The organism is Alteromonas sp. ABH4_457 (genome assembly GCF_056160625.1).
In genome coordinates, this window is the sequence record NZ_JBSWXN010000006.1 from 146,530 (window position 1) to 166,895 (window position 20,366).

Below are 20,366 nucleotides of genomic sequence, written 5' to 3' on the forward strand. Positions count from 1 at the left end.
ATCCTTAGCAATGACAGTGCATCTTCGTGCCTTTAAAGACAGCCTTCAGATGATGGGTACAGTGCCCGGTAAGGATTAGTTCACCTCCTGATAACATTGCCGGTTTCACCTGTTGCGTCAAAGCGTGTGAATCCCTTCAGGGTTTTCAGCGAAATAAGCAGATTTGACCGCGGATTTAACTATTTTATGCCTTCACACAGGAAATGAAGAGGCTAATCTGCGGGAATAGCCGGGATAGAATTTCTGCCAACAATTTACAAGGAATCATTATGACTTTACTGAATACCGTTGAGCAGTCCCCTGCAGAGAGTCCTGAAGAACGTTTTGTGAATCCTGACATCCTTTTGGAAGGTAATCCGCTATTACAATTGTGGGCGCCTTATTTGTCGGCTTCTAAAAAAGTGAAAATTGGTGTGATGTCCGGCGAACCCGGTGTTAACCGTTCGGCCAAAAATGGCATGCTCGAGTTTTGCTACATGATTGAAGGTGAAATCGAACTCACTGAAGACGGTTGTGAACCGAAGCGATACAGTGCCGGCGATACATTTTTCATGGAAGACGGTTACCGGGGGACGTGGCGGACTATAGAAACTTATAAAAAAGTGTATGTGTGTGTATATAACGACGAGCAATAAAACGTAAGAGCCTGCACTTTACTTTAAAGTCCCTTTATCGGGGACTTAAGCCTGCTCTTTTTCAAACGTCCAGTCGTTACCTTCAAATTTCAGCAAGAAATTTTCAGCATTAGCACTGGAGTGTAATGATACCTTCAGCAGGTTGGCGTTTAACGATAAAAACTCAATGGTGCCTGAATCGGAAAGCGTGGCCTTGATGTGACCGGTTTTCAGGTTGCTGTTAAACTCTTTAATATGCAGTAGTTTCTTTTTGCAGAAAAAAGAGATCCCGTCCAGAACTGACATCTGCTTATTTCTCTCAACAGTATAACTTCCCATAGAACAACCTCTGTATTGCCGTCATTTGATTCTGGCAGCAAGTTTGTCTATGCGCCACTATACTTTCAGACGAAGAGGTATGCCTTACGAAGCAACGTTTTAGCGAACTATACGTTTTTTGGTTGTTGAGCGTTCAAACAAGTCACCAGGCTGATTGGCGGCCTTAATTTCCCTTTTTCTTATCTATTTGAGTGTCGATGTGGTAGCGTGACTCCCCATTTTAGACTTTTGTCTAATAAAATCTCTTTGCAAAGGGGTATCGATGCAAACACAAAATTCGTCATTTTCATTTCAACGTTGTGAAGATGAACCTATCCATATCCCTGAAACTATTCAGAGTTACGGCTTTCTCATCGCGTTCGGAAAAGAGACGTTAGATGTAACGATAGTCAGTGAGAATATAAATAACCTGTTCATTGACTCCATTACCGGTAAAGCCTTTCTGGCTTTGCTCTCGCCGGAAACTGACAGTAAATCATTCCTGACGGATACCTTTGAGCGTGTCTCAAAAAGCAATATCAGGCTACCCATTAAGATACGGTTAAATGAAAAGTTGCTTTGTGAAGGGGCGGAAGCTGAATATCTTGCGGTAGTTTATAACAGTGGCGATCACTATGTGGTTGAACTGGAACCGGCTACTGAATTCCGTGATACGTACAGTGCAGAGCAGTTTATTAAACTGTATTCCATGTCTGTGGCTCCCCGTTTTAAAGAAATGTCCACGCTGAATGAAATGGCGGCGGAAATGGTATCAACCATCCGCTATCTCACGAATATGGACAGGGTGGTTCTGTACAAGTTTAATGACGATTTTTCCGGTAAGGTTATCGCAGAAGCAAAAGCGGACGATATGTCTTCCTATCAGGATCTCTATTTTCCGGCTACTGACATTCCCAAACAGGCGCGGGAGCTGTATAAAACTAACTGGGTTCGCCTGACACCGGATACAGAATTACCCGCCTCTGAACTCATCCCGTCGCGTGAAGAAACCGGCCGTGAACCGCTGGATTTGACCCGTTCTCTGTTGCGTCGTTTTTCTCCGATACATTTGCAGTACATCCGCAATCAGGGGCTGCGGGCATCTTTTTCCGTCTCACTGGTAACCGAAGGCGAACTGTACGGACTGATATCCTGCCATCACCGTGAACCCTGCTATATTCCTCAGGATGTGCGCCTGCAATGTGAGAACTTAAGTCAGTTGTTCAGCTGGCATTTGCGGGCGAAGGAAGAAGAAATTGCCAGGATTAAAAAAGAAGAAACGGATAAAGCCGTTGATTTGATGCTGGATAAAATCGGCCCGTCAAACCCTATTGGCAGAGTCGTGAAAAGCGGTGAGAAAGCGTTTCTCGATGCGTTAAATTCAGATGGTTTTTTGTATTTTTCTCAGTACGAAACCATCTCTTTAGGGAACGTTCTGCCTGTTGAACTGGTTAAATCTATTTTTAGTAAGGTGAGTCACAGTTACGGCTTTCCTTATACCAATGACCACCTCTATGAAGAGTGGCCGGAAGCCCGTGAGCTTGGGATCGCCGGGATTATGATTATCCCGTTGTTCGAGAAAAAACGCTACTTTACGGCATGGTTCCGGAAGGAAACGACGCGTATTCAGCGCTGGGTCGGTGTTGAGAACGAAAAAGACGAAGATGCGCCTAAAGAGGAGCGGTTAAAACCCAGAACGTCTTTTGCGGTGAATGAACGCCGTATCACCGGGTATTCTCATGCTTTTGACAAAGCCGATATTGAAACAGCAAACCGGCTGAATCGTATGTTCCTGGTGTACGCACTGGATGTGCAGGAAAAAATGCATATCAGTATTCAGGAGCTTGAAAAACAGGATCGCTACCGCAACGAATTCCTCGCTACGCTGGCCCATGAGTTGCGCAATCCGTTAGGGCCGATTACGTCCGGTGCCAGTATCCTGGAATCCGTAGACGACGAAGCAACCAGAAAGCGTGTGACAGCCATTATAAGTCGTCAGGCAAACTACATGTCCAAATTGGTCAACGACCTCATGGATGTGTCGCGGATCACGCAGGGGAAAGTAAAACTGGAGTTCGAAAAACTACTTATTCATGAAGTGATTTCCCAGTCACTGGAAATGGTCAACGAACATCTTGCTGCTAAGAATCATCATATTGATGTGGAATACCCGAATGAGCATGTCACTGTTTACGGCGATAAAGCAAGGCTCAGCCAGATATTCTCCAATATCATTCATAATGCTGCCAAATATACAGAAGATGGCGGACATATTCGCATTCTGGTGCGGGGAGAAGGCTCACTGGTTGTGGTGGAAATTGCCGATAATGGCATGGGGATCCCTCAGGAACGGCTTGCAGATGTGTTTAATATGTTCACGCAAATTGAAGCCCATTCTACCCATACTAAGGGCGGGCTGGGGATCGGTCTGACTCTGGTGAGCAAGCTTGTGGCTCTGCACCATGGCGATATCCGCGTGGAGAGTGAAGGCACGGGTAAGGGGAGTACTTTCTTTATCCGTCTTCCAATTTCGCGTATTGCCTATGATGAAACCACCGTGGGTTCTGACGAAGATGAGGTCACGTTAGAAACCAGGGTAATGTTTGTCGACGATAATGCAGACCTTGTTGATACCTATTGCATGCTGGCCGAGTCCATGGGATACAAAACCAAAGGCGTGTCAGACCCGACTAAAGCGCTGGAAACATTCAGGGCCTTCAGACCCAACTGTGTGTTTCTAGATATCGGCATGCCCGGCATCGACGGCTATGAATTATGTAAGGTGCTGAAGATTCAGCCGGAGGCGTATCAGGTTAAGTTTTATTCGCAAAGTGGCTGGGGATCAGACCGCTATCTGGAAGACTCCAAAAACGCCGGTTTTGAAAAACACCTGGTTAAACCCCTTACCAAAGATGTAATTAAAACTGCCGTGGAATCCTGAATTTTCCGCTTAGTTTGAAGAGGGGACTCTTTTCAAATTATTACATGCAGGCAGGGCTAATAGCCTTGCCTGCAATCCACTTCCCCTTCCATGGGTTCATCATTAAGCCAGCGTTTTATGTTATCAACAAGATGCAAAGCAGCTGTGTCATTGCGGGTCGATGAAGCGATGTGAGGGGTAATATGAATTTTCGGATGCGCCCAGAACGGGTGGGATTCCGGAAGCGGCTCTTTTCCAAATACATCCAGCACGGCGTAATTCAAATGCCCGCTTTCCAGTAAGGCCAGCAAATCCTTTTCAACCAGATGGCCACCCCGTCCGGTATTGATCAATGACGCGCCGGCCGGTAGTGCCGACAACGTGTCATGATTCAGAATGCCCCGTGTCTGCTCTGTGAGTGGCAGTAAGCAAACCAGCACATGACATCCGGAAAGAAATGCCGGAAGACTTTCTTCACCGTGAAATGTCGTAATCCCGGGTAAGTTTTTAGCGCTTCTGCTCCAGCCTCTTACCGTAAAGCCCAGCCCGGAAAGCATGGCCGCGACTTCATTGCCCAGATTTCCCAGGCCCAGAATACCCACTGTACATTCATGAGGCAGGGCCACAGGCAGGGGAGACCAGGTTTTACGTTGTTGCGCCTGTGCATAGTCCATATGTTGCCTGTGCAGCATTAATACGGCAGAGGCAACATAGGTTTTCATTTGCTGAGCGATGGCCGGATCGACCATTCTTACCAGCTTTATATCAGAAGAAAGTGATGCCGGAGAGAACTGGTCTACCCCGGCACCAACGGAGAAAATCGCTTTCAAATTTGTAAACCGCGACAACGCATTCTCCGGCAGCGTCCAGGTGACAATACCGTCCACGGCAGTATCATCGGGCACATCCGGCCAGGTCAGCCAGTTTACTTCCGGTAACGCATTGGCCATGGCTTCCTGCCAGCATTCCCCGCGGGTGGCGGGTCCTTTATAGAGTAGCGTCAGTGGCACGTTATTTTTCCGGTTTAAATAAAGTAGACAAAGGATAATGCAATTTTTCGATGGGGGATTTCAGCACGATGTAACTAAAATATTTGGATATCCCGAAATCGGCTTCCAGAATTTCTTCCATCAGTGACTGGTAGTGAGAAATACCCCGGGTCACAAACTTAAGTAAATAGTCGTAGCCACCACTGATCAGGTGGCATTCAATGACTTCGTCAATAGTACGGATATTCCGTTCGAACTTGGCAAAATCTTCCATGTGGTGATCTGCCAGAGTTACTTCAGTAAAGACTGTCGCCGTTTCGCCTAACTTGTGCAGGGCGATTTTTGCATTGTAACTGGTGATGTAACCGGCTTTCTCAAGTCGCTTAACCCTCGCCAGACAGGGGCTGGGAGACAATGCTACAGCATCTGCCAGGTCTGTGTTGGTAATACGGCCGTTTTTCTGCAATTCGGCCAGAATGTTGATGTCGATACGATCCAGCTTTGTACCCGCCATAAAATACTCCGTTTACTACTTAATTCGCTTTACGTTACCTGTATTAAGTAACGTAAAGCAACGCTTACCAGCAGAATCTGCTATTTAAAACGCGTATTTCACACTGATCCTTGCCGTACGGGGAGGTCCCGGCTGGGTCCACAGTGCGGAGTAGGAACTGGCGTAGTATTCCTTATCGAACAGGTTATCAATATCGGCGTTAACCGACAGCTGCTCAGAGAAGTTTATGCTGCCGAACAGCTTCACCGTGGTATAGGCGGGCAGCACATAATCCGGATCGATAGTCTCACCTAATCTGTCACTGACATAAGTAACACTGGCGCCTATTTTAGCGTCGTGTCCGGCCACATTTAAAAAGTGCATGGCAGTGAGGTTGGCTTTATTTTTAGGGATATTAATTAACTGACTGCCTGCGGGAATTTCAACACCCCAGTCAAAGTTGATAATATCATTCGACGTTTCTGCATCTACGTATGCGTAAGCAAGCGTCAGCGTAGTATCAGCGCCTATAAAAGCATTAATATCGATTTCAACACCCTGACTTTCCGCTGCACCAAGTGCGGCTGAATAGCCTGAGTTCACAGGGTCCGCTGTGAGTACATTGGTTTTTTCTGCACGGAAAATGGCAACTGTACCACTGATACTTTCATCAGCGTTGTTGAACTTCATGCCCGTTTCATAAGATTTACTTTCTTCCGGCTCGAAAGCCATACCGTTAATGTCTGCACCTGAGTTTGGTCTGAACCCTTCAGAGTAACTGGCATAAAAAGTATAAAGAGGTGACATTTCATACACCAGACCTACACGTGGGCTGAGGGCCGTTTGCGATTGCTCTGCAACTGTGTCAGTCAGGTATGTGTAAAAGGTTTGCTCGAAATCGTCAAAACGTATGCCGCCTAGAAGCTTCCAGCTTTCTGTTAAGTCAATCTGATCCTGAAAGTAAACCCCGTATGCGCTCTGTTCTTCGCGGTTGTCCCACATAGGAGATGTTTCCGGCAATTCCTGTCCATAAACAGGATTTTGCAAATCCACAGAGTAGGTAGTGTCGCCTGCGCCCCAGGCTGTTCTCCAGCGTTGCTGGATTTGATCTAACTGGTAGTCGTAGGCATCAGCACCAAAGAGAATGTGGTGGGTCAGGCCTGCGGCTTCTACGGTGCCGCTGAACTCAAAACGACCGGAGAGATCGTCCGCTTCATAATTACGGTATCGTCGCTGACGGGAAACCGTTTCACCGTCTGTGTACAACAATTGACGTCCGGCAGAAAGCTCAATATCTGTGGAATAGCCTTCGAAGGTTGACTCACGATAATTCAGACCAACCAGTAAATTCCAGTCGCTGTTAATGCGGTTCTGAATTGTTAACTGATGGCCCAGTGCCTCAATTTGCATGGGACCGTCGTTTGGTTCGCCATAAAAGTTCTCTATGGGTACAGCGCCAAATTCATAGTTCAGAACCGGAATACCTCGGTCAAACGGTGCTTCCTGATCCAGCAGTTCCATTTCGTAAGTAACACTGGTATCGCTGTCAAAGTTATAGGTTACAGAGGGGGTCAAGGCGAGCTTCTTGCTTTCTACAGTATCACGGAAGCTGCCGGCGTCCTCATAAGCGCCATTTACACGAAAAGCGGCGTCTTTGTTAATGGCATTCGTATAATCACCTTCAATCCGGTAAAGATCGTAGGATCCCAAGGTCGCCTGAATATAACCTTCTTCATCGAACTGAGGCTTTTTGGTAATGATATTAATCGTACCGCCGGGCTCACTTCGGCCATAGAGGGCTGACCCCGGGCCTTTTAGTATTTCAATTGACTGAATATTAGAGGTGTCACGGCGACCGCTGTAACCACGGCCTGCACTGAAGCCGTTAACGATATAGCCTGAAGGTAAGTTTTCATCGCCGGCAAATCCACGTATGGCAAAGCTGTCCCACAAGCCACCAAAACTGTTCTGGCGGGCGATACCACTGGTAAAGTCCAGTGCATTTTGCAGATCATTAATTCCGGTATCTTCTAACAGCGCGCCGGATACGATATCCACATTCTGGGGTAATGATTTTAACGGAACGTCGCCACGATAAGGCTGACGCTGGGTGACAACCTCAATTTTTTCAACATCATCTGCTGATGCATTTTTTTCCTGGGCATTAACACTTGCCGTCAGTGCCATGCTGACAGAGGCTGTCAGCACAGACACCATAAAAATTCCGGGTTTCTTCATCACGCGTTGTTCTCCATGTATTTATATTCAACGGCAAAAGGATTCCGGTGTTATGTTTTTACGCTGCTTATGCAGTCTGGTTGTCACCCGGATTCACCTTCCACAATCAGTATACGGGAAGGTAGTCGCTGGAAATGCGTCGAAAGGCGCTCTGCAAACAGCCAAAAATGTTAACGCGAGAGTATTCGCGGCATTTTATGCTTCTGCAGCTTCGTAGACGATTTGTGCGATGAGGTGATGGTTATCTACGACCAGTTTCAAAAATCAATCTGAAAATTGTCATTAACACAAAAGGTTAATGACAACTTTTTACTGATTCAGCACCATTTTCATTGAAAAAGAGGTGTTACTGGTATCCGGAAATTATACGATGCATTTATTACCAGCCATAAAAACGTTGCCACTTATGAATTACTGTTAAATTCTCACCTTCTGTGACTTCATAGTGAGGGTGTTGTGCTGCTGTGGCGCAGGCGTGATTGGGTAAGATTCTTAGTCTGGTGCCTACCGGTAAATCCGGCAGGGTGCCTTTGCTGCTGTGAAGGGACAGTATACCGTGTTCCTGGTTGGCATCGACCATCAGTAAGTCTTCATAAATATGGCCGTGGATATCGCATACTACGCCGTATCCCTGATCCACTTTTTGTTTTGATGTGCCTTTATCACGTGACATCGCCATCCAGCCTGCGTCTACCAAGATCCAATTCTTTTCTTTCCTGTTCAGCACATTCAATCAGCGCCTGTGATGTTGACTCACTGTAACTGGCACCGGCATGTGTCATCACCCCTTTGAGCTTTGCCGGCGTTCCTGCCAATTCACCGGCGATAGCGGTCAGCGTGGCTGAATCATGAGGTTTTACTCCTGAGCGGTGACCGTCGCAGTCTATTTCAATCAGCACACCAAACTTACAATCACTGGCGGTACAGTACACTGCCAAGTCTCTTGCCTGTGCAACTGAGTCCAGTACCACTGTTATTCCCGTGCCATTTTTTGCGAGGGCAGCCAGACGCTGATATTTACACGGCGCAATGCCCACTGCGTACAAAATATCAGTCACACCACCGGCAGAAAATTGCTCCGCTTCTTTCAGTGTGGAGACGGTTGCCGGCCCTGAAGGCGTTGACATCATCATCCGCGCAACATAGATGCACTTGGATGTCTTCAGGTGTGGCCGGAACGAAACATTGAAGGGGGAAAGATGGTCTTTCAGCCTTTTAATGTTGGCGTTAACTTTTCTGATATCGAGGATCAGAGACGGCGTGTCTATGGTGTTGATTGTTCGCTGTTCTGTTAGCGGACTGTCTGTCCCGGTTCTGGCTGCCTGTACATAATGGCCGCCGGGAGATGGTGCGTTTTCAGTTACGATATTCATTCACTTTAACCTTTGTCTTTTTTTCTATCATAAGCACAAATTAAAAGTGATTCGAGCTATTTGTCTTTATGTGAAGATAAAAGTGCGCAATTTGTATTAACTATTCAGCACAGTGTGCTGCCGCCGTACTTTAACCGGAACTGAGGGATATTTTTCTGAGCAGGGTAATTAACGTGGACAGTTCTGATTCATCCAGCGCACAGACCGATTTATCTGCCAGTGCAAACCGGCTGGCAATGGATTCTTCTATCAGAATATTGCCTTTTGTTGTCAGTGTGACTTTAACGCCTCTGCGATCGCCGTCTGACACTGTGCGTTTCACCAGCCCTTTATTTTCCAGCCGCTTCAGACAGGCCGTCATTGCGCCTGAGGTTAAAATAACGGATTTTTGCAGTTCTCCGGGTGACAATTGAAAAGGGCTGCCTTTGCGACGTAATGTAGCGAGAATGTCGAAGTCGGTATAATTGATGCCATGTGTTTTCAGAAACTGGTTTACGTTCTGTTCAAAACGGTTGCCAAGGTGAATGATGCGCGCACTGGCTGCCATTCCCGTTCCCGCCATATCCGGCTTTTGTTTCGCCCAGTCCGCAAGCAGGCTGTCAATAATATCTGAATTCATAGGTGTGTAACGTTGCTGAAAAATGAAAAGAATCAAGGGGAAACACTAGCACAAGATTGCAGGGCAGAGTAGAAGTGCGTAGAGATTGAACAACAACCGCTCATAATACCGGCGACCGCGCTTTTCTTTAAAAAATTACTTGCGCCAGCCAGACTGCATCGCTATTATACGCGCCGTTCCAAGCAATCGCGGAACGTCCTCAAATGCGTCTATAGCTCAGTTGGTTAGAGCGCTACCTTGACATGGTAGAGGTCCCCTGTTCGAGTCAGGGTAGACGCACCAAATAGCCAGGCACCAACTTTAAATTCAAATTCTACTGTTCATCCAGATTATCCCGGATATTTTGTCGCCTTAGCACCGCCATAATTTCAACGGTATCTTTTCCGGCAATGCGGTATTAGATGGTTTCATTAGCAATAACCGACTTGCGACAGCCTTGTCTTATATCCGTCGCCTTCGGATACCGGTAGGGATGTGTTGCAATTTGCTCTATGCGTTCAAACAAGGCTTTGTAGTAAGCATCGGCTCTGGCTTCACCAAATCGCTGAAATCCGTATAAATATATCCCCCGGATATCCTTTTATGCTTTATTTGAAATCTTATAATTTGCCCCACTAATCATGAATTGTGCTCACTGATAAAGTGTCATTATTCACATTGAGTGGCTGGATATGATGCTTGCACTGGTTCGAATTGCACTAAGTAAACCCTACACCTTCGTGGTGCTGGCGTTACTTATTCTTATTTTGGGGCCGTTGTCGGCCATGCGGACGCCGACGGATATTTTCCCGAATGTGGATATTCCGGTGATTGCGGTTGCCCTGCAGTGGCGGGGCTTGCCGCCTGATGGCATTGAAAATGGTGACGTGGTTCGCGTGGTAAACGGGCAGCAGGGTTAAAATAAGAAACTAAAACGGGATGTGAGTGGTTGTGTATGGTAAGTCGATGCGGGTAACGATAGTATTTCGGATTACTCAGACGCTAAGGGAATGACTTACGACAATGCGTTACTCACACCTTCTGTTTCTTTTTTTCATACTGTTTAACCCTGTACGGGCTTTCGCTGACAGTTTCGTCACTTCTGCAAATGACGGGTTTACTTATTCTGGCAGAGTGGCTTACACAGAGCAGGGAGCATTTTTAAGCTGGCCGGGTAACAGTGTTACCTTTTCTTTCTCCGGCAAAAAATTGGTACTGGCGTTAGACGATCAAACCGGCAGGAATTATTACAACGTCATTTTTAATGGTCAGGACATTTCACCCTATGTCATTCATACGAAACAGGGTCTGCATCAGTACGATCTTAGTCATAGGGTACGCAACAATACAACGCAAGTGACACTGTTTAAACGTACTGAAGGTGAAGAAGGCGGAACCTATTTTCAGGGCGTGACACTGGCAGACGGGGGGAAGCTGCTGGCAAAACCGGTGCCGCCGTCAAGACGCATCCTGTTTTATGGCGATTCGATTACCGTCGGCATGGGCAATGAAGCTGCCCATAATGACCCGGATAATAAGCCTTCTGAAAAAAATCACTATCTTTCCTATGCGGCTATCACGGCCCGGCATCTCAATGCGGAATTCCATTCAATTGCGAAAAGCGGTATTGGCTTTATGGTCAGCTGGTTTGATTTTACGATGCCGGAATATTATGACCAGCTTACAGCGGAAAGTAACAACAATTCTTCATGGCATTTTGATGACTGGCAGCCTGATGTGGTGGTGGTCAATCTTGGCCAAAATGATCGTTGGCTGATTGAAAACGAAAAGCGTTTAAACGCCGGGCCTGAGGAGATCAAAAAATCCTATGAAGAATTCATCCGCACGTTGATGAAGCATCATCCTGATGCTGAGTTTGTGTGTGCTATCGGCAGTATGGATGCAACAAAAACCAGCGTGTGGCCGGATTACATTGCCAGTGCTGTTGATGCAATTAAGGCGTCACCTGATTCACAAGGAGACGGGCAAAGAGTTCATACGCTGGTCTTTGATTTTACCGGTTACGGTGCTCATCCTCGTGTGGAACAGCACAGAGAAAATGCCGCGAAGCTGACGGGTTATTTGAAAGAAATAATGAACTGGTAGCGTATTTACGATTATGTGAACCCGGTTATCCGGATGCCGTTTTGGCGTGGAAATGGTCACTTCCATGTTGGAACATGCCGGGGCTGCATCCGTATTCGTTTTTGAAAAGCTTATTGAAATAGGGCACGTTTTTATAACCTACCGAGTATGCGATTTCAGAAACGTTGGCGTCCTTGTTTTCCGTCAGCAGGCGGGCCGCTTCGTTCAGCCGCAGCTTGTTTAAATAAGTTGAAAACGTGTATCCGCACTCACTTTTCAGAATGTCGTTAATTTTATTCCGGTTAATGCCTAACGCCCGGACAATAAACTCAAGATTTAGCCCGGGATTTGCGTACTCTTTGGCAAGGAATTTCAAAATGGCCGTTTTATCTTTGTCTCTGTGGCTTTCCAGTGAAAGGTGTTCGCAGTCAATTAACGGCCGGTCCTTCTGAAGCTTATTTTTCACTTCTTTCATCAGATATTTGCTGTGGGCTTTAAACAGCCATGCGACCAGCATTGCACCTGAGGCAAGTAATATAGCAGCGCAAGTATATAAGTAAGACCAGTCTTTACCGTTAAACACAATTTCGCGGATACTGATGGTGGACTGCACATTCAGTGGACTCTGAATGGAACTGCCAAATGAAATTTTCTTTACTCTGGCCAGGCTGTATTCCTGCTCACTGAGCGCCTGATTATACCACTTGTACCACCATTCCGGTGTTTCCAGCCGGGTGATATCTATGTCGTAACGCTGCCACTCACTTTTACAGTGAAAATACCGGGTGGAAATACGATCAGACCTGGCATCATCAATTTTGCTGGCATTTTTATCGAGAGTGAATAAAGAGAAGGTCAGGGTACTTTCCGGTGAACATTTTGCCATAAACGACAAGGTATCAAACGGACTCAGGTCCACGAGATCAGGCTGTCCCTGACTGTTCAGAAACAGCATTTCGCCCATGGCAAAGGGATAGTCTTTCTGTTCGTTCAGTAACATGCTGAGTGTGTAACTGAACCCGTCATCGATAACCGAAATAGTGGATGCGCCACCTTCCTGCGAATCATCGTAAGTCAGGCTTTTCCACTTCAGTTTGTTTTCTTCAGCGGCGCGGGGGAGCAGAGACTCTTCGGGGAAAGACTGATGATATGCAATGGCTACCAGCATTACGGCGAAAATAGCGTATGCCGTTAACGAATAAATAACTTTTTTATGGTAGCCAAACATACTTTCCGTTGTAACCACGTGCCAGTCTGCAAATAGGGATAGGTTTATATAATCAAACTCACAACCATTCGTCAATGCGCGCAAGGGTGCGACATGTAAGAATATTTACATGCTAAACATAGTTATATTTTCTGTCACAATTTCTTCTGTTTTTTGCACATTGCTAGCTTTTTTGCGTTTTCAGATATCTCAGGACCAGTATTCTCATTAGTTTTACCTCCATTAACAAAAAACAAACATTGCATCCCGATCGTGGTAACAACATGAAGGCGATACGTGTTCAAAGATGACTTTTATGTTTTGGGTTTCTGGCAAATAAAATGAAAAAAGCAAAAGACTTTAAAGAAAAAGTAAATAATGGTTTACTGTTCATCACCGTTGCCATCGCTTTCTTTTTTGCGTCCGGTTCGTCGCTAAGCTACGGGCAGAATTCGCCGGTCAGCCCTCCGGATAAAACCGCTATTAGCAAACATGAAGTCCTTATTTTTAATTCTCCCGGTGAAGATTGGGAGTCTGAGTCGCTTCCTCTGGGCAATGGTTTGCTCGGTGCAACCATTGCCGGTGGTGCAAAAGAAGACGTTATTCAGTTTAATGAGAAAACACTCTGGACAGGTGGCCCCGGCAAAAACGGTCAGAATCAATCCGGCTTGCCTGACGATACATCCGGTTATGCTGAGCAGGTAGAAGCCGTCGTCAAAGAAATCACGGGAAAAGGCTCGCTGTCACCTGACTATGTGGCTGGCAAACTGGGCCATCAACAGCCGGACTATGGCAGCTATCAAAGCTTCGCTGATCTGGTGCTGTCGTTTCCTGACATGACGCAGGAGATTCACGATTACCGTCGCAGTCTGGATTTAAATACGGCTGTGGCGACAGTGAGTTATTCCGCAGACAAAATTGACTACAAAAGAGATTATTTTGTTACTTATCCCGACAACAGCATTGTCATCAGGCTGACGGCATCTGAAAAAGGCGCGCTGAGCGTATCCGGCAAGTTACGCTTTCCTGAAAACAGAACCTGGTCGGCAGAGAGCAGCGGTCTGGATACGTTACTTTACAGCGGAGCATTAACAGACAATGGGCTTGAATTTGCAGCCGGCATGCGTATTTTGCATGAAGGTGGCACCAAAAATGTGACAGACGCAGAATTCAGCGTAAGAAACGCTGACGTCGTGACCATTGTGCTTACCGCGGTCACCAATTATGCATTACGTCACCCGGATTACCGGCAGGGACATGCAAAAGATAAAGTCACCTCGCAACTTTCTCATCTTCAAAACCTCACTTTTGATGAGCTGCTAACCCGTCACCTAAATGATTATCAGCCTTTGTTTAACCGCGTCAAACTCGATCTTGGCGATGGTGAAACCGGAGAACTGAAAGCTGCGCTCAAGGCTTATCCTTCTAAAAATGAGTCGCAGAACCGCGCGCTGGAAAGTCTCTATTTTCACTATGGTCGCTATCTTTTAATCGCCTCGTCCAGAGCCGGTTCGCTGCCGGCGAACCTGCAGGGTATATGGAATAAAGACATTCAGGCTCCCTGGAGTGCTGACTATCATCTGAATATCAATTTACAGATGAATTACTGGCTGGCTCACACCACAAACCTGCCCGAAACACTGCCACCGCTGTTCGATTTTGTAGAGAACCTTACTATACCCGGACGGGAAGCCGCCGGAAGCTTATTCGGTGCAGCAGGTTGGGTGGTCTTTCTGAATACAAATCCCTGGGGGTCATCGGGTTTAATTGACTGGCCCACCGCATTCTGGCAACCGGAGGCGGCTGCATGGATAGCAAGACACTTCTATGAAGAAGTCGCATTCAATGCTGATGAAAGCTTCCTGAAAGAACGGGCCTGGCCGCTTCTCAAATTAACCAGTCAGTTCTGGCTGGACAACCTGGTTGAAAGCGCGGATTCAGACACGCTACTGATTTCTCCTTCTTATTCTCCGGAACAAGGCGATTTTACGGCCGGTGCGGCTATGTCTCAGCAAATCGTCACGGATCTGTTTGCAAACACGCTAAGACTTGCAGAACAGGTCGGAGACAGGGAGTTTGCCGCTGCATTAAAAAATGCACTTGAAAGGCTCGAACCCGGTCTGCGGATTGGTAAATGGGGTCAGTTGCAGGAATGGCGTCAGGATATTGATGATAAGGAAAACCGCCACCGTCATATCTCCCACCTGTTTGCATTGCATCCGGGCAATCATATCTCGCCGGTTGATACACCGGTCTTAGCGAAAGCCGCTGCGGTATCACTTAACGCAAGAGGTGATGCCGGCACAGGCTGGAGTCGTGCCTGGAAAATCAACTTTTGGGCCCGCCTTGCTGACGGGAACCGGGCCCTTAAATTATTGCAGGCACAATTGCGGGACAGCACGTTAAGCAACCTGTGGAGCTCTCATCCTCCCTTCCAGATCGACGGTAATTTTGGGGCAACGGCTGGTATTGCGGAAATGCTGTTGCAAAGTCACAGGGGGGAACTGCATTTACTACCAGCGCTGCCCGATGCGTGGGAGAAGGGCAGAGTAACCGGCCTCAGGGCGCGGGGGAATCATGAAGTCAGTATGGAATGGTCTGACGGGCGCCTTAATAAAGCGATTATTAAAACCTTCACAGACGGCGAAATCCGCATTCGTTGTGACAGTTTTGACCACAAGATTATAGTAACAGCTAACGGAGAATACGTTACTTTTACGTCGCCTGAGCAGGGCGTTATTAGTTTCACCACCTCAGCGCAGCAGGAGTATGCCGTTTCTGCTGCTGAGTAACAACAATAGCCACGAAGAGCTGAACAGTGGCATGGTTCAACGCAACATGGACTTTTAATATATGAAAACTACACATTCAGGACTTGAACAGTTTAAGCACGCAAAACTTACCGCTTTTCTACTGGCATCCTTAGGGTTGGCCTGTCCCGACACGGGTCTGGCACAGACTGACACAGAGGAAGAAGACAGTGAAGCGCTGGAAGTTATAGAAGTAAAAGGCATGCGGGCCAGCGTCATTTCCGCTCAGGCAACTAAAATGAATTCCAATAAAATCATGGACGGGATCAGTGCTGATGATATCGGCGCACTGCCTGACCGCAGTATCACTGAAACTTTGCAAAGGGTGGCGGGTGTTGCTATCGACCGTTACATGTCGTTAGGAGATCCCGAGCACTTTTCGGTGGAAGGTAACGGTGTGATTGTGCGCGGCCTTACCCAGGTCCGGTCAGAACTGAACGGACGGGGAACGTTCAGTGCTGACGGGGGCCGGACGCTGAGCTTTGGTGATGTGCCGCCTGAACTGCTGAATGCTGTGAATGTGTACAAAAGTCCGTCGGCGGATCAGATTGAAGGCGGCCTTGCCGGTACGATTGATCTGGAAACCCGTCTGCCTTTTCACCGCGACGGTCAGCAAGTCGCGTTTGATATCAGTGCCAACTACGGCGACGTGATAAAAGAAACCAAGCCGGGCTATTCATTTTTATATTCCAACAACTGGGATACCTCTGCCGGTAAAGTCGGGTTTTTGTTTGATATTGCCGTCTCTGAATTGTCTACCCGTAACGATTCCATGTACGTAAGACCTTTTTTCTACCGTGATGACATTGCCGGATACGAAGGGTCAACAGTCTATGTCCCCAGAGGTGCAGACTGGCGTACCATGTATTTTAACCGCGAACGTAACGGCGCTTATGCGGCCCTGCAATATGCCCCGTCTGAAAAACACGAATTTACCCTGACATACTTTTCCAGCGATTATGATATGCAGTGGAATGAGGATGCCATATTCGTAGATAACTGGCCCTATGGTGTGCAGGTGGAAAGCGGTGCACAGTTCAGTGACAGCGGTGTACTGGAAAAAGGACGGCTGGTACAGGATGGCGGTATTCCCATGGGGGCCGATGTGAGAGCCTCTTCCCAGCAGGCGAAAACGGAAGATATCGCACTGCGTTACCGTTACGCCGGTGAGCAATTTCTGGTGGAAACTTCGCTGCAGCGGGTAAGTTCTGATTCTGCAGGGCTTGATAACACGGTGGCCACACAAATAAGTGTGCCTTACATTGATGTCGATTTAACCGGCAGCTTGCCCACTGTGACCTCAGATGCTTCTTATCTGGGAAACCAGGACAACTACGTCTGGAATTTCATCATGGATAACCAGTACGACCGCCAGGCGGATATGACTGCGGCAGATATCGATATTCAGTACTTTTTATCTGACGGTTTTTTCGAAGCTGTGAAGTTTGGTGCACGCTACAGCAAAACATCGTCTGATAACGCCGATACCGGTTACAACTGGAGTCCGTTAGCACCAAGCTGGTTGCAGGCTGCAATTGTGGAAGGGCAGGAGAATATTGTCCCTGATGTCAGTGAGCTGAATCTGAACTCCTTTGATAACTTCTTTGGTGGTGATGTGCCGGCGCCGGCAAACGTGTATGCACCTGATGCCAGTTTTGCGTTTGGTTATCCGCAGAGTTTTCAGGCCTTACAGGACCGGTTCGTGTATGCAGACTGGTCTGCCTGGGCGTACTGGAACCGCCGTGATTTAAATGATGATCAGTATACCAATGACCAGACAGAGGAAACGGCCGCCGCCTATGTGATGCTCGACTTCTTTACTGACGCACTGGGCAAACCCGTGTCGGGCAATGTGGGCGTGCGTTACGTTAAAACAGAAAATACCGCTCATGGTTATCTGCAATATCCGAACAATGCGCTGTTTGGCAACGGTGCTTTCACCGCCATGGATGCGGAGCACGATTACAGTAACTGGCTTCCCAGCTTAAACGTAAAAGTAGAGCTGACCGATGATTTGCTGCTGCGTTTTGCTGCCGCCAAAGCGATGGCGCGGCCAAATTTTGCAGATTTAGGCGCCAATATTGTGCTGAACGCAAATTTATCCAGTGCAGGAGAGGCCAGCCAGAATGCCGGTAATCCGCCTAAAGTGGAAGATTACGTGCTGACACTGGACTCCACACAAAATCCGTATCTCGACCCTATGGAGTCCAACCAGTTTGATGTGTCTCTGGAATGGTATTACGCCGAAGACAGTTCTGCTTATGTGGCATTGTTTACTAAGGATATCTCCGGCTACCAGGTGCCACAATTGTCTCAGGTTGAATTTGGCGGCTATACCTATAATGCCAGCTGGCCAGTCAGCAGTGCTGATGCTGAAATCACGGGTGTCGAGCTGTCGTTAAATCACTTCTTCTCCTCACTTCCTGCACCTTTTGACGGCTTCGGCGTGCAAATGAACTACACCTGGATTGATAGTGAAATTGCTGCTGACTCAAGCTCTCAGCCGGTGGATACAGACGGCTCCGGCTACGGGGACATGCCATTCAGAGGCTTGTCGGAAAATGCGGCAAACCTGGTGTTAATGTACGAGAAAGGTCCGTTTTCCGCACGCCTGGCCTACAACTGGCGGGATGAATTCCTGATTGCAACCAATGCAAATGGTTTCACCGGCACGGAAAATGGCATCACTTATGGCTTACCGCTGTTCAATGCGGCGACTGCTTACCTCGACGGCTCTGTGACATATCGTATCAACGACAATTACGCCGTGGTTCTGGAAGCGAACAACCTCAATGATGCGGTGACTAAAAACGAGATGCGTCAGAACGGTCCGGGTAATCACTATAGTGCTTATCACGTGAATGACATCCGTTATGCACTGTCCCTGCGGGGCAATTTCTAGTACCCGCGCGTATCGCACTGCACCGGCTTTGTAATGGTAATACCTGCCGGTGCAGTGCAACGCTTTTCCCAACCCTGAATTGATATTTGGACACTATGAAAATCTATTATTTTGCAGGTCTTCTTCTTTGTGCAATGTGTGCGCTAAGTGCCTGCCAGAGTGCGGGGGTTAAGCCCGCCGCAGCTTCTCAATCCCGGCACGACTTACCTCAAGTGGTCACTCAAAACGGCCGCCATGCCTTTCTCGTCGATGGTAAGCCTTTTCTGATGCTGGGTGCGCAAACGAATAATTCCGCTAACTATCCCGCAGCGCTGGATAAAGTGTGGCCGGTTGTTGATGCCATGCATGCTAACACCCTGGGTATTCCGGTGGCGTGGGAGCAAATCGAACCGGAAGAAGGACATTTCGACTTCAGCTACCTTAATATCCTGATCCGCCAGGCCGCAGAACGGGAAGTGAAAGTGGTATTGCTGTGGTTTGCCACCTGGAAAAATAACGCGCCTCATTACGCGCCGGCCTGGATCAAACTGAATAATCAGCGTTTCCCCAGAGTGATCACACGCGACGGGCGAACCCTGAACTCTCTGTCGCCTCACGGCGAACACACGCTGGCTGCGGACAAGCGCGCTTTCAAAGCCCTGATGACGTATTTGCGCGATAATGATCCGGCCCATCAGGTGATCATGGTACAGGTGCAAAATGAAACCGGCACCTACGGCTCAAAACGTGATTACTCCCCGTTAGCAAATTCTCTTTTTAATGAGCCTGTCCCTGACACGTTACTGGCCCGGATGAACAAACAACCGGGTACATGGCCTGAGGTATTCGGTGATGACGCTGATGAATTCTTTCATGCCTGGTCTATTGCCCGTTACGTCGATGTGATTGCACAGGCCGGTAAAGCAATTAAACCTTTGCCCATGAACGTTAATGTGGCGCTGAGAAATCCCTTCAATCCCGGCACGGGCTATTCCATGGGCGGCCCCACTGACAATGTCATCGACGTCTGGAAAGCCGGTGCCCCGCACATCGATATGATTTCACCGGATATTTATTTTCGAGACCATAAAACGGTAAAGCGGGTGCTGGAATTGTACAGCCGTGAAGACAACCCCTTGTTTGTGGCAGAGATTGGTAACGACCAGCCCTATGCCCGCTACTTTTTCAGTACCCTGGGGCATCAGGGGATCGGGTTTGCGCCATTCGGCATGGATTACACTGGTTATGCTAATTATCCGCTGGGCGCGAAAACCGTTAACGACGACACCATCGCTCCCTTCGCTGAAATTTACGGGCTGATGCAGTCATGGTCCGGCGTATGGGCAAAACTCAGTCTTGAACATCAGGTTTGGGGAGTGGCAGAGCCTCACGACTCGTCAAAAGATGAAAAAGTGTGGAATGCCAATGTGTCGCAAGCAAAAGAGGAGTCTCCCGCCTACAGTCAGCAACTGGATCTCGGAAACTGGAATGCAGAAGTGTCCTACGGACGACCCATGTTCTGGATTGACCCGCCTGCTGGAAATCATCCGGCGTCCGGTGGCGCACTTATCGCTAAATTATCCGACGACGAGTTTTTAGTGACTGCGCTGCGTGCACGCGTCACCTTTACACCGTCAAAAGAAATCGCATCACTCCCAGTGATGATTGAAAGGGTAGAAGAAGGCCATTTTGACGAGCAAGGTAACTGGATATTTGAGCGGGTCTGGAATGGCGATCAAACTGACTGGGGACTAAATTTCAACGATGAGCCGCATATTCTCAAAGTAAAAATGACCACCTGGCAAGAATGAACACCTTGTCACTATGAATACCTTGCAAC

General features: G+C 47.7%; 16 protein-coding genes and 1 tRNA gene. 8 read left to right on the forward strand and 9 right to left on the reverse strand.

Features of this window, described 5'->3' with window-relative positions:
- Nucleotides 1-269: 269 nt before the first annotated feature.
- Nucleotides 270-635, forward strand: coding sequence for a cupin domain-containing protein (locus tag ACXAGR_RS16015; RefSeq protein WP_474851249.1), 366 nt, complete (start codon nt 270-272; stop codon nt 633-635).
- A gap of 45 nt (nt 636-680) precedes the next feature.
- Here ACXAGR_RS16015 and ACXAGR_RS16020 read toward each other — a convergent pair whose 3' ends face one another.
- Nucleotides 681-953, reverse strand: a complete 273-nt coding sequence (locus tag ACXAGR_RS16020; RefSeq protein WP_474851250.1) for a hypothetical protein — start codon at nt 951-953, stop codon at nt 681-683.
- Nucleotides 954-1,215: 262 nt separating this feature from the next.
- On the opposite strand from ACXAGR_RS16020, the gene ACXAGR_RS16025 reads away from it, so the two are divergent.
- Nucleotides 1,216-3,873 carry an ATP-binding protein gene (locus ACXAGR_RS16025; protein WP_474851251.1) on the forward strand — a complete coding sequence of 886 codons (2,658 nt, stop codon included), beginning with the start codon at nt 1,216-1,218 and terminating at the stop codon, nt 3,871-3,873.
- A 56-nt stretch (nt 3,874-3,929) separates the two neighbouring features.
- Here ACXAGR_RS16025 and ACXAGR_RS16030 read toward each other — a convergent pair whose 3' ends face one another.
- From ACXAGR_RS16030 to ACXAGR_RS16055, 6 genes are all read right to left on the reverse strand, one after another.
- A complete protein-coding gene (locus tag ACXAGR_RS16030) occupies nt 3,930-4,862 on the reverse strand; it encodes a 2-hydroxyacid dehydrogenase (RefSeq protein ID WP_474851252.1) in 933 nt (310 codons plus the stop codon).
- Nucleotide 4,863: 1 nt separating this feature from the next.
- On the reverse strand, nt 4,864-5,355 hold the full coding sequence (locus ACXAGR_RS16035) for an Lrp/AsnC family transcriptional regulator (RefSeq protein ID WP_119501657.1): 492 nt from the start codon (nt 5,353-5,355) through the stop codon (nt 4,864-4,866).
- 84 nt (nt 5,356-5,439) lie between these two features.
- A complete protein-coding gene (locus ACXAGR_RS16040) occupies nt 5,440-7,572 on the reverse strand; it encodes a TonB-dependent siderophore receptor (protein ID WP_474851646.1) in 2,133 nt (710 codons plus the stop codon).
- A gap of 379 nt (nt 7,573-7,951) precedes the next feature.
- Nucleotides 7,952-8,251, reverse strand: coding sequence for a hypothetical protein (locus ACXAGR_RS16045; protein WP_474844421.1), 300 nt, complete (start codon nt 8,249-8,251; stop codon nt 7,952-7,954).
- Nucleotides 8,235-8,945, reverse strand: coding sequence for an alanine racemase (locus ACXAGR_RS16050; protein WP_474851253.1), 711 nt, complete (start codon nt 8,943-8,945; stop codon nt 8,235-8,237). The genes ACXAGR_RS16045 and ACXAGR_RS16050 overlap by 17 nt, the downstream gene beginning before the upstream one ends.
- Nucleotides 8,946-9,075: 130 nt before the next feature.
- Complete coding sequence (locus ACXAGR_RS16055) at nt 9,076-9,564, reverse strand: MarR family winged helix-turn-helix transcriptional regulator (protein WP_474851254.1); 489 nt, start codon at nt 9,562-9,564, stop codon at nt 9,076-9,078.
- A 205-nt stretch (nt 9,565-9,769) separates the two neighbouring features.
- Here ACXAGR_RS16055 and ACXAGR_RS16060 point away from each other — a divergent pair.
- Nucleotides 9,770-9,846: transfer RNA gene (locus ACXAGR_RS16060), tRNA-Val, on the forward strand.
- Between the two features lie 115 nt (nt 9,847-9,961).
- On the opposite strand, the gene ACXAGR_RS16065 is transcribed toward ACXAGR_RS16060, so the two are convergent.
- Entirely contained in the window at nt 9,962-10,138 is a 177-nt protein-coding gene (locus ACXAGR_RS16065) for a hypothetical protein (protein WP_474851648.1), read from the reverse strand.
- 97 nt (nt 10,139-10,235) lie between these two features.
- Here ACXAGR_RS16065 and ACXAGR_RS16070 point away from each other — a divergent pair, with 97 nt between their 5' ends.
- Entirely contained in the window at nt 10,236-10,463 is a 228-nt protein-coding gene (locus tag ACXAGR_RS16070) for an efflux RND transporter permease subunit (RefSeq protein ID WP_474851255.1), read from the forward strand.
- 103 nt (nt 10,464-10,566) lie between these two features.
- Nucleotides 10,567-11,649, forward strand: coding sequence for an SGNH/GDSL hydrolase family protein (locus ACXAGR_RS16075; RefSeq protein ID WP_474851256.1), 1,083 nt, complete (start codon nt 10,567-10,569; stop codon nt 11,647-11,649).
- Between the two features lie 25 nt (nt 11,650-11,674).
- On the opposite strand, the gene ACXAGR_RS16080 is transcribed toward ACXAGR_RS16075, so the two are convergent.
- Nucleotides 11,675-12,856: a helix-turn-helix domain-containing protein gene (locus ACXAGR_RS16080; protein WP_474851257.1), complete on the reverse strand. Its 1,182-nt coding sequence runs from the start codon at nt 12,854-12,856 to the stop codon at nt 11,675-11,677.
- A 320-nt stretch (nt 12,857-13,176) separates the two neighbouring features.
- On the opposite strand from ACXAGR_RS16080, the gene ACXAGR_RS16085 reads away from it, so the two are divergent.
- The 3 genes from ACXAGR_RS16085 to ACXAGR_RS16095 all read left to right on the forward strand — a co-directional run bounded on the left by ACXAGR_RS16085 (nt 13,177) and on the right by ACXAGR_RS16095 (nt 20,337).
- Entirely contained in the window at nt 13,177-15,627 is a 2,451-nt protein-coding gene (locus ACXAGR_RS16085) for a glycoside hydrolase family 95 protein (protein ID WP_474851258.1), read from the forward strand.
- 61 nt (nt 15,628-15,688) lie between these two features.
- Nucleotides 15,689-18,547, forward strand: coding sequence for a TonB-dependent receptor (locus ACXAGR_RS16090; protein WP_474851259.1), 2,859 nt, complete (start codon nt 15,689-15,691; stop codon nt 18,545-18,547).
- A 95-nt stretch (nt 18,548-18,642) separates the two neighbouring features.
- Complete coding sequence (locus ACXAGR_RS16095) at nt 18,643-20,337, forward strand: DUF5597 domain-containing protein (protein WP_474851260.1); 1,695 nt, start codon at nt 18,643-18,645, stop codon at nt 20,335-20,337.
- Nucleotides 20,338-20,366: the final 29 nt, after the last annotated feature.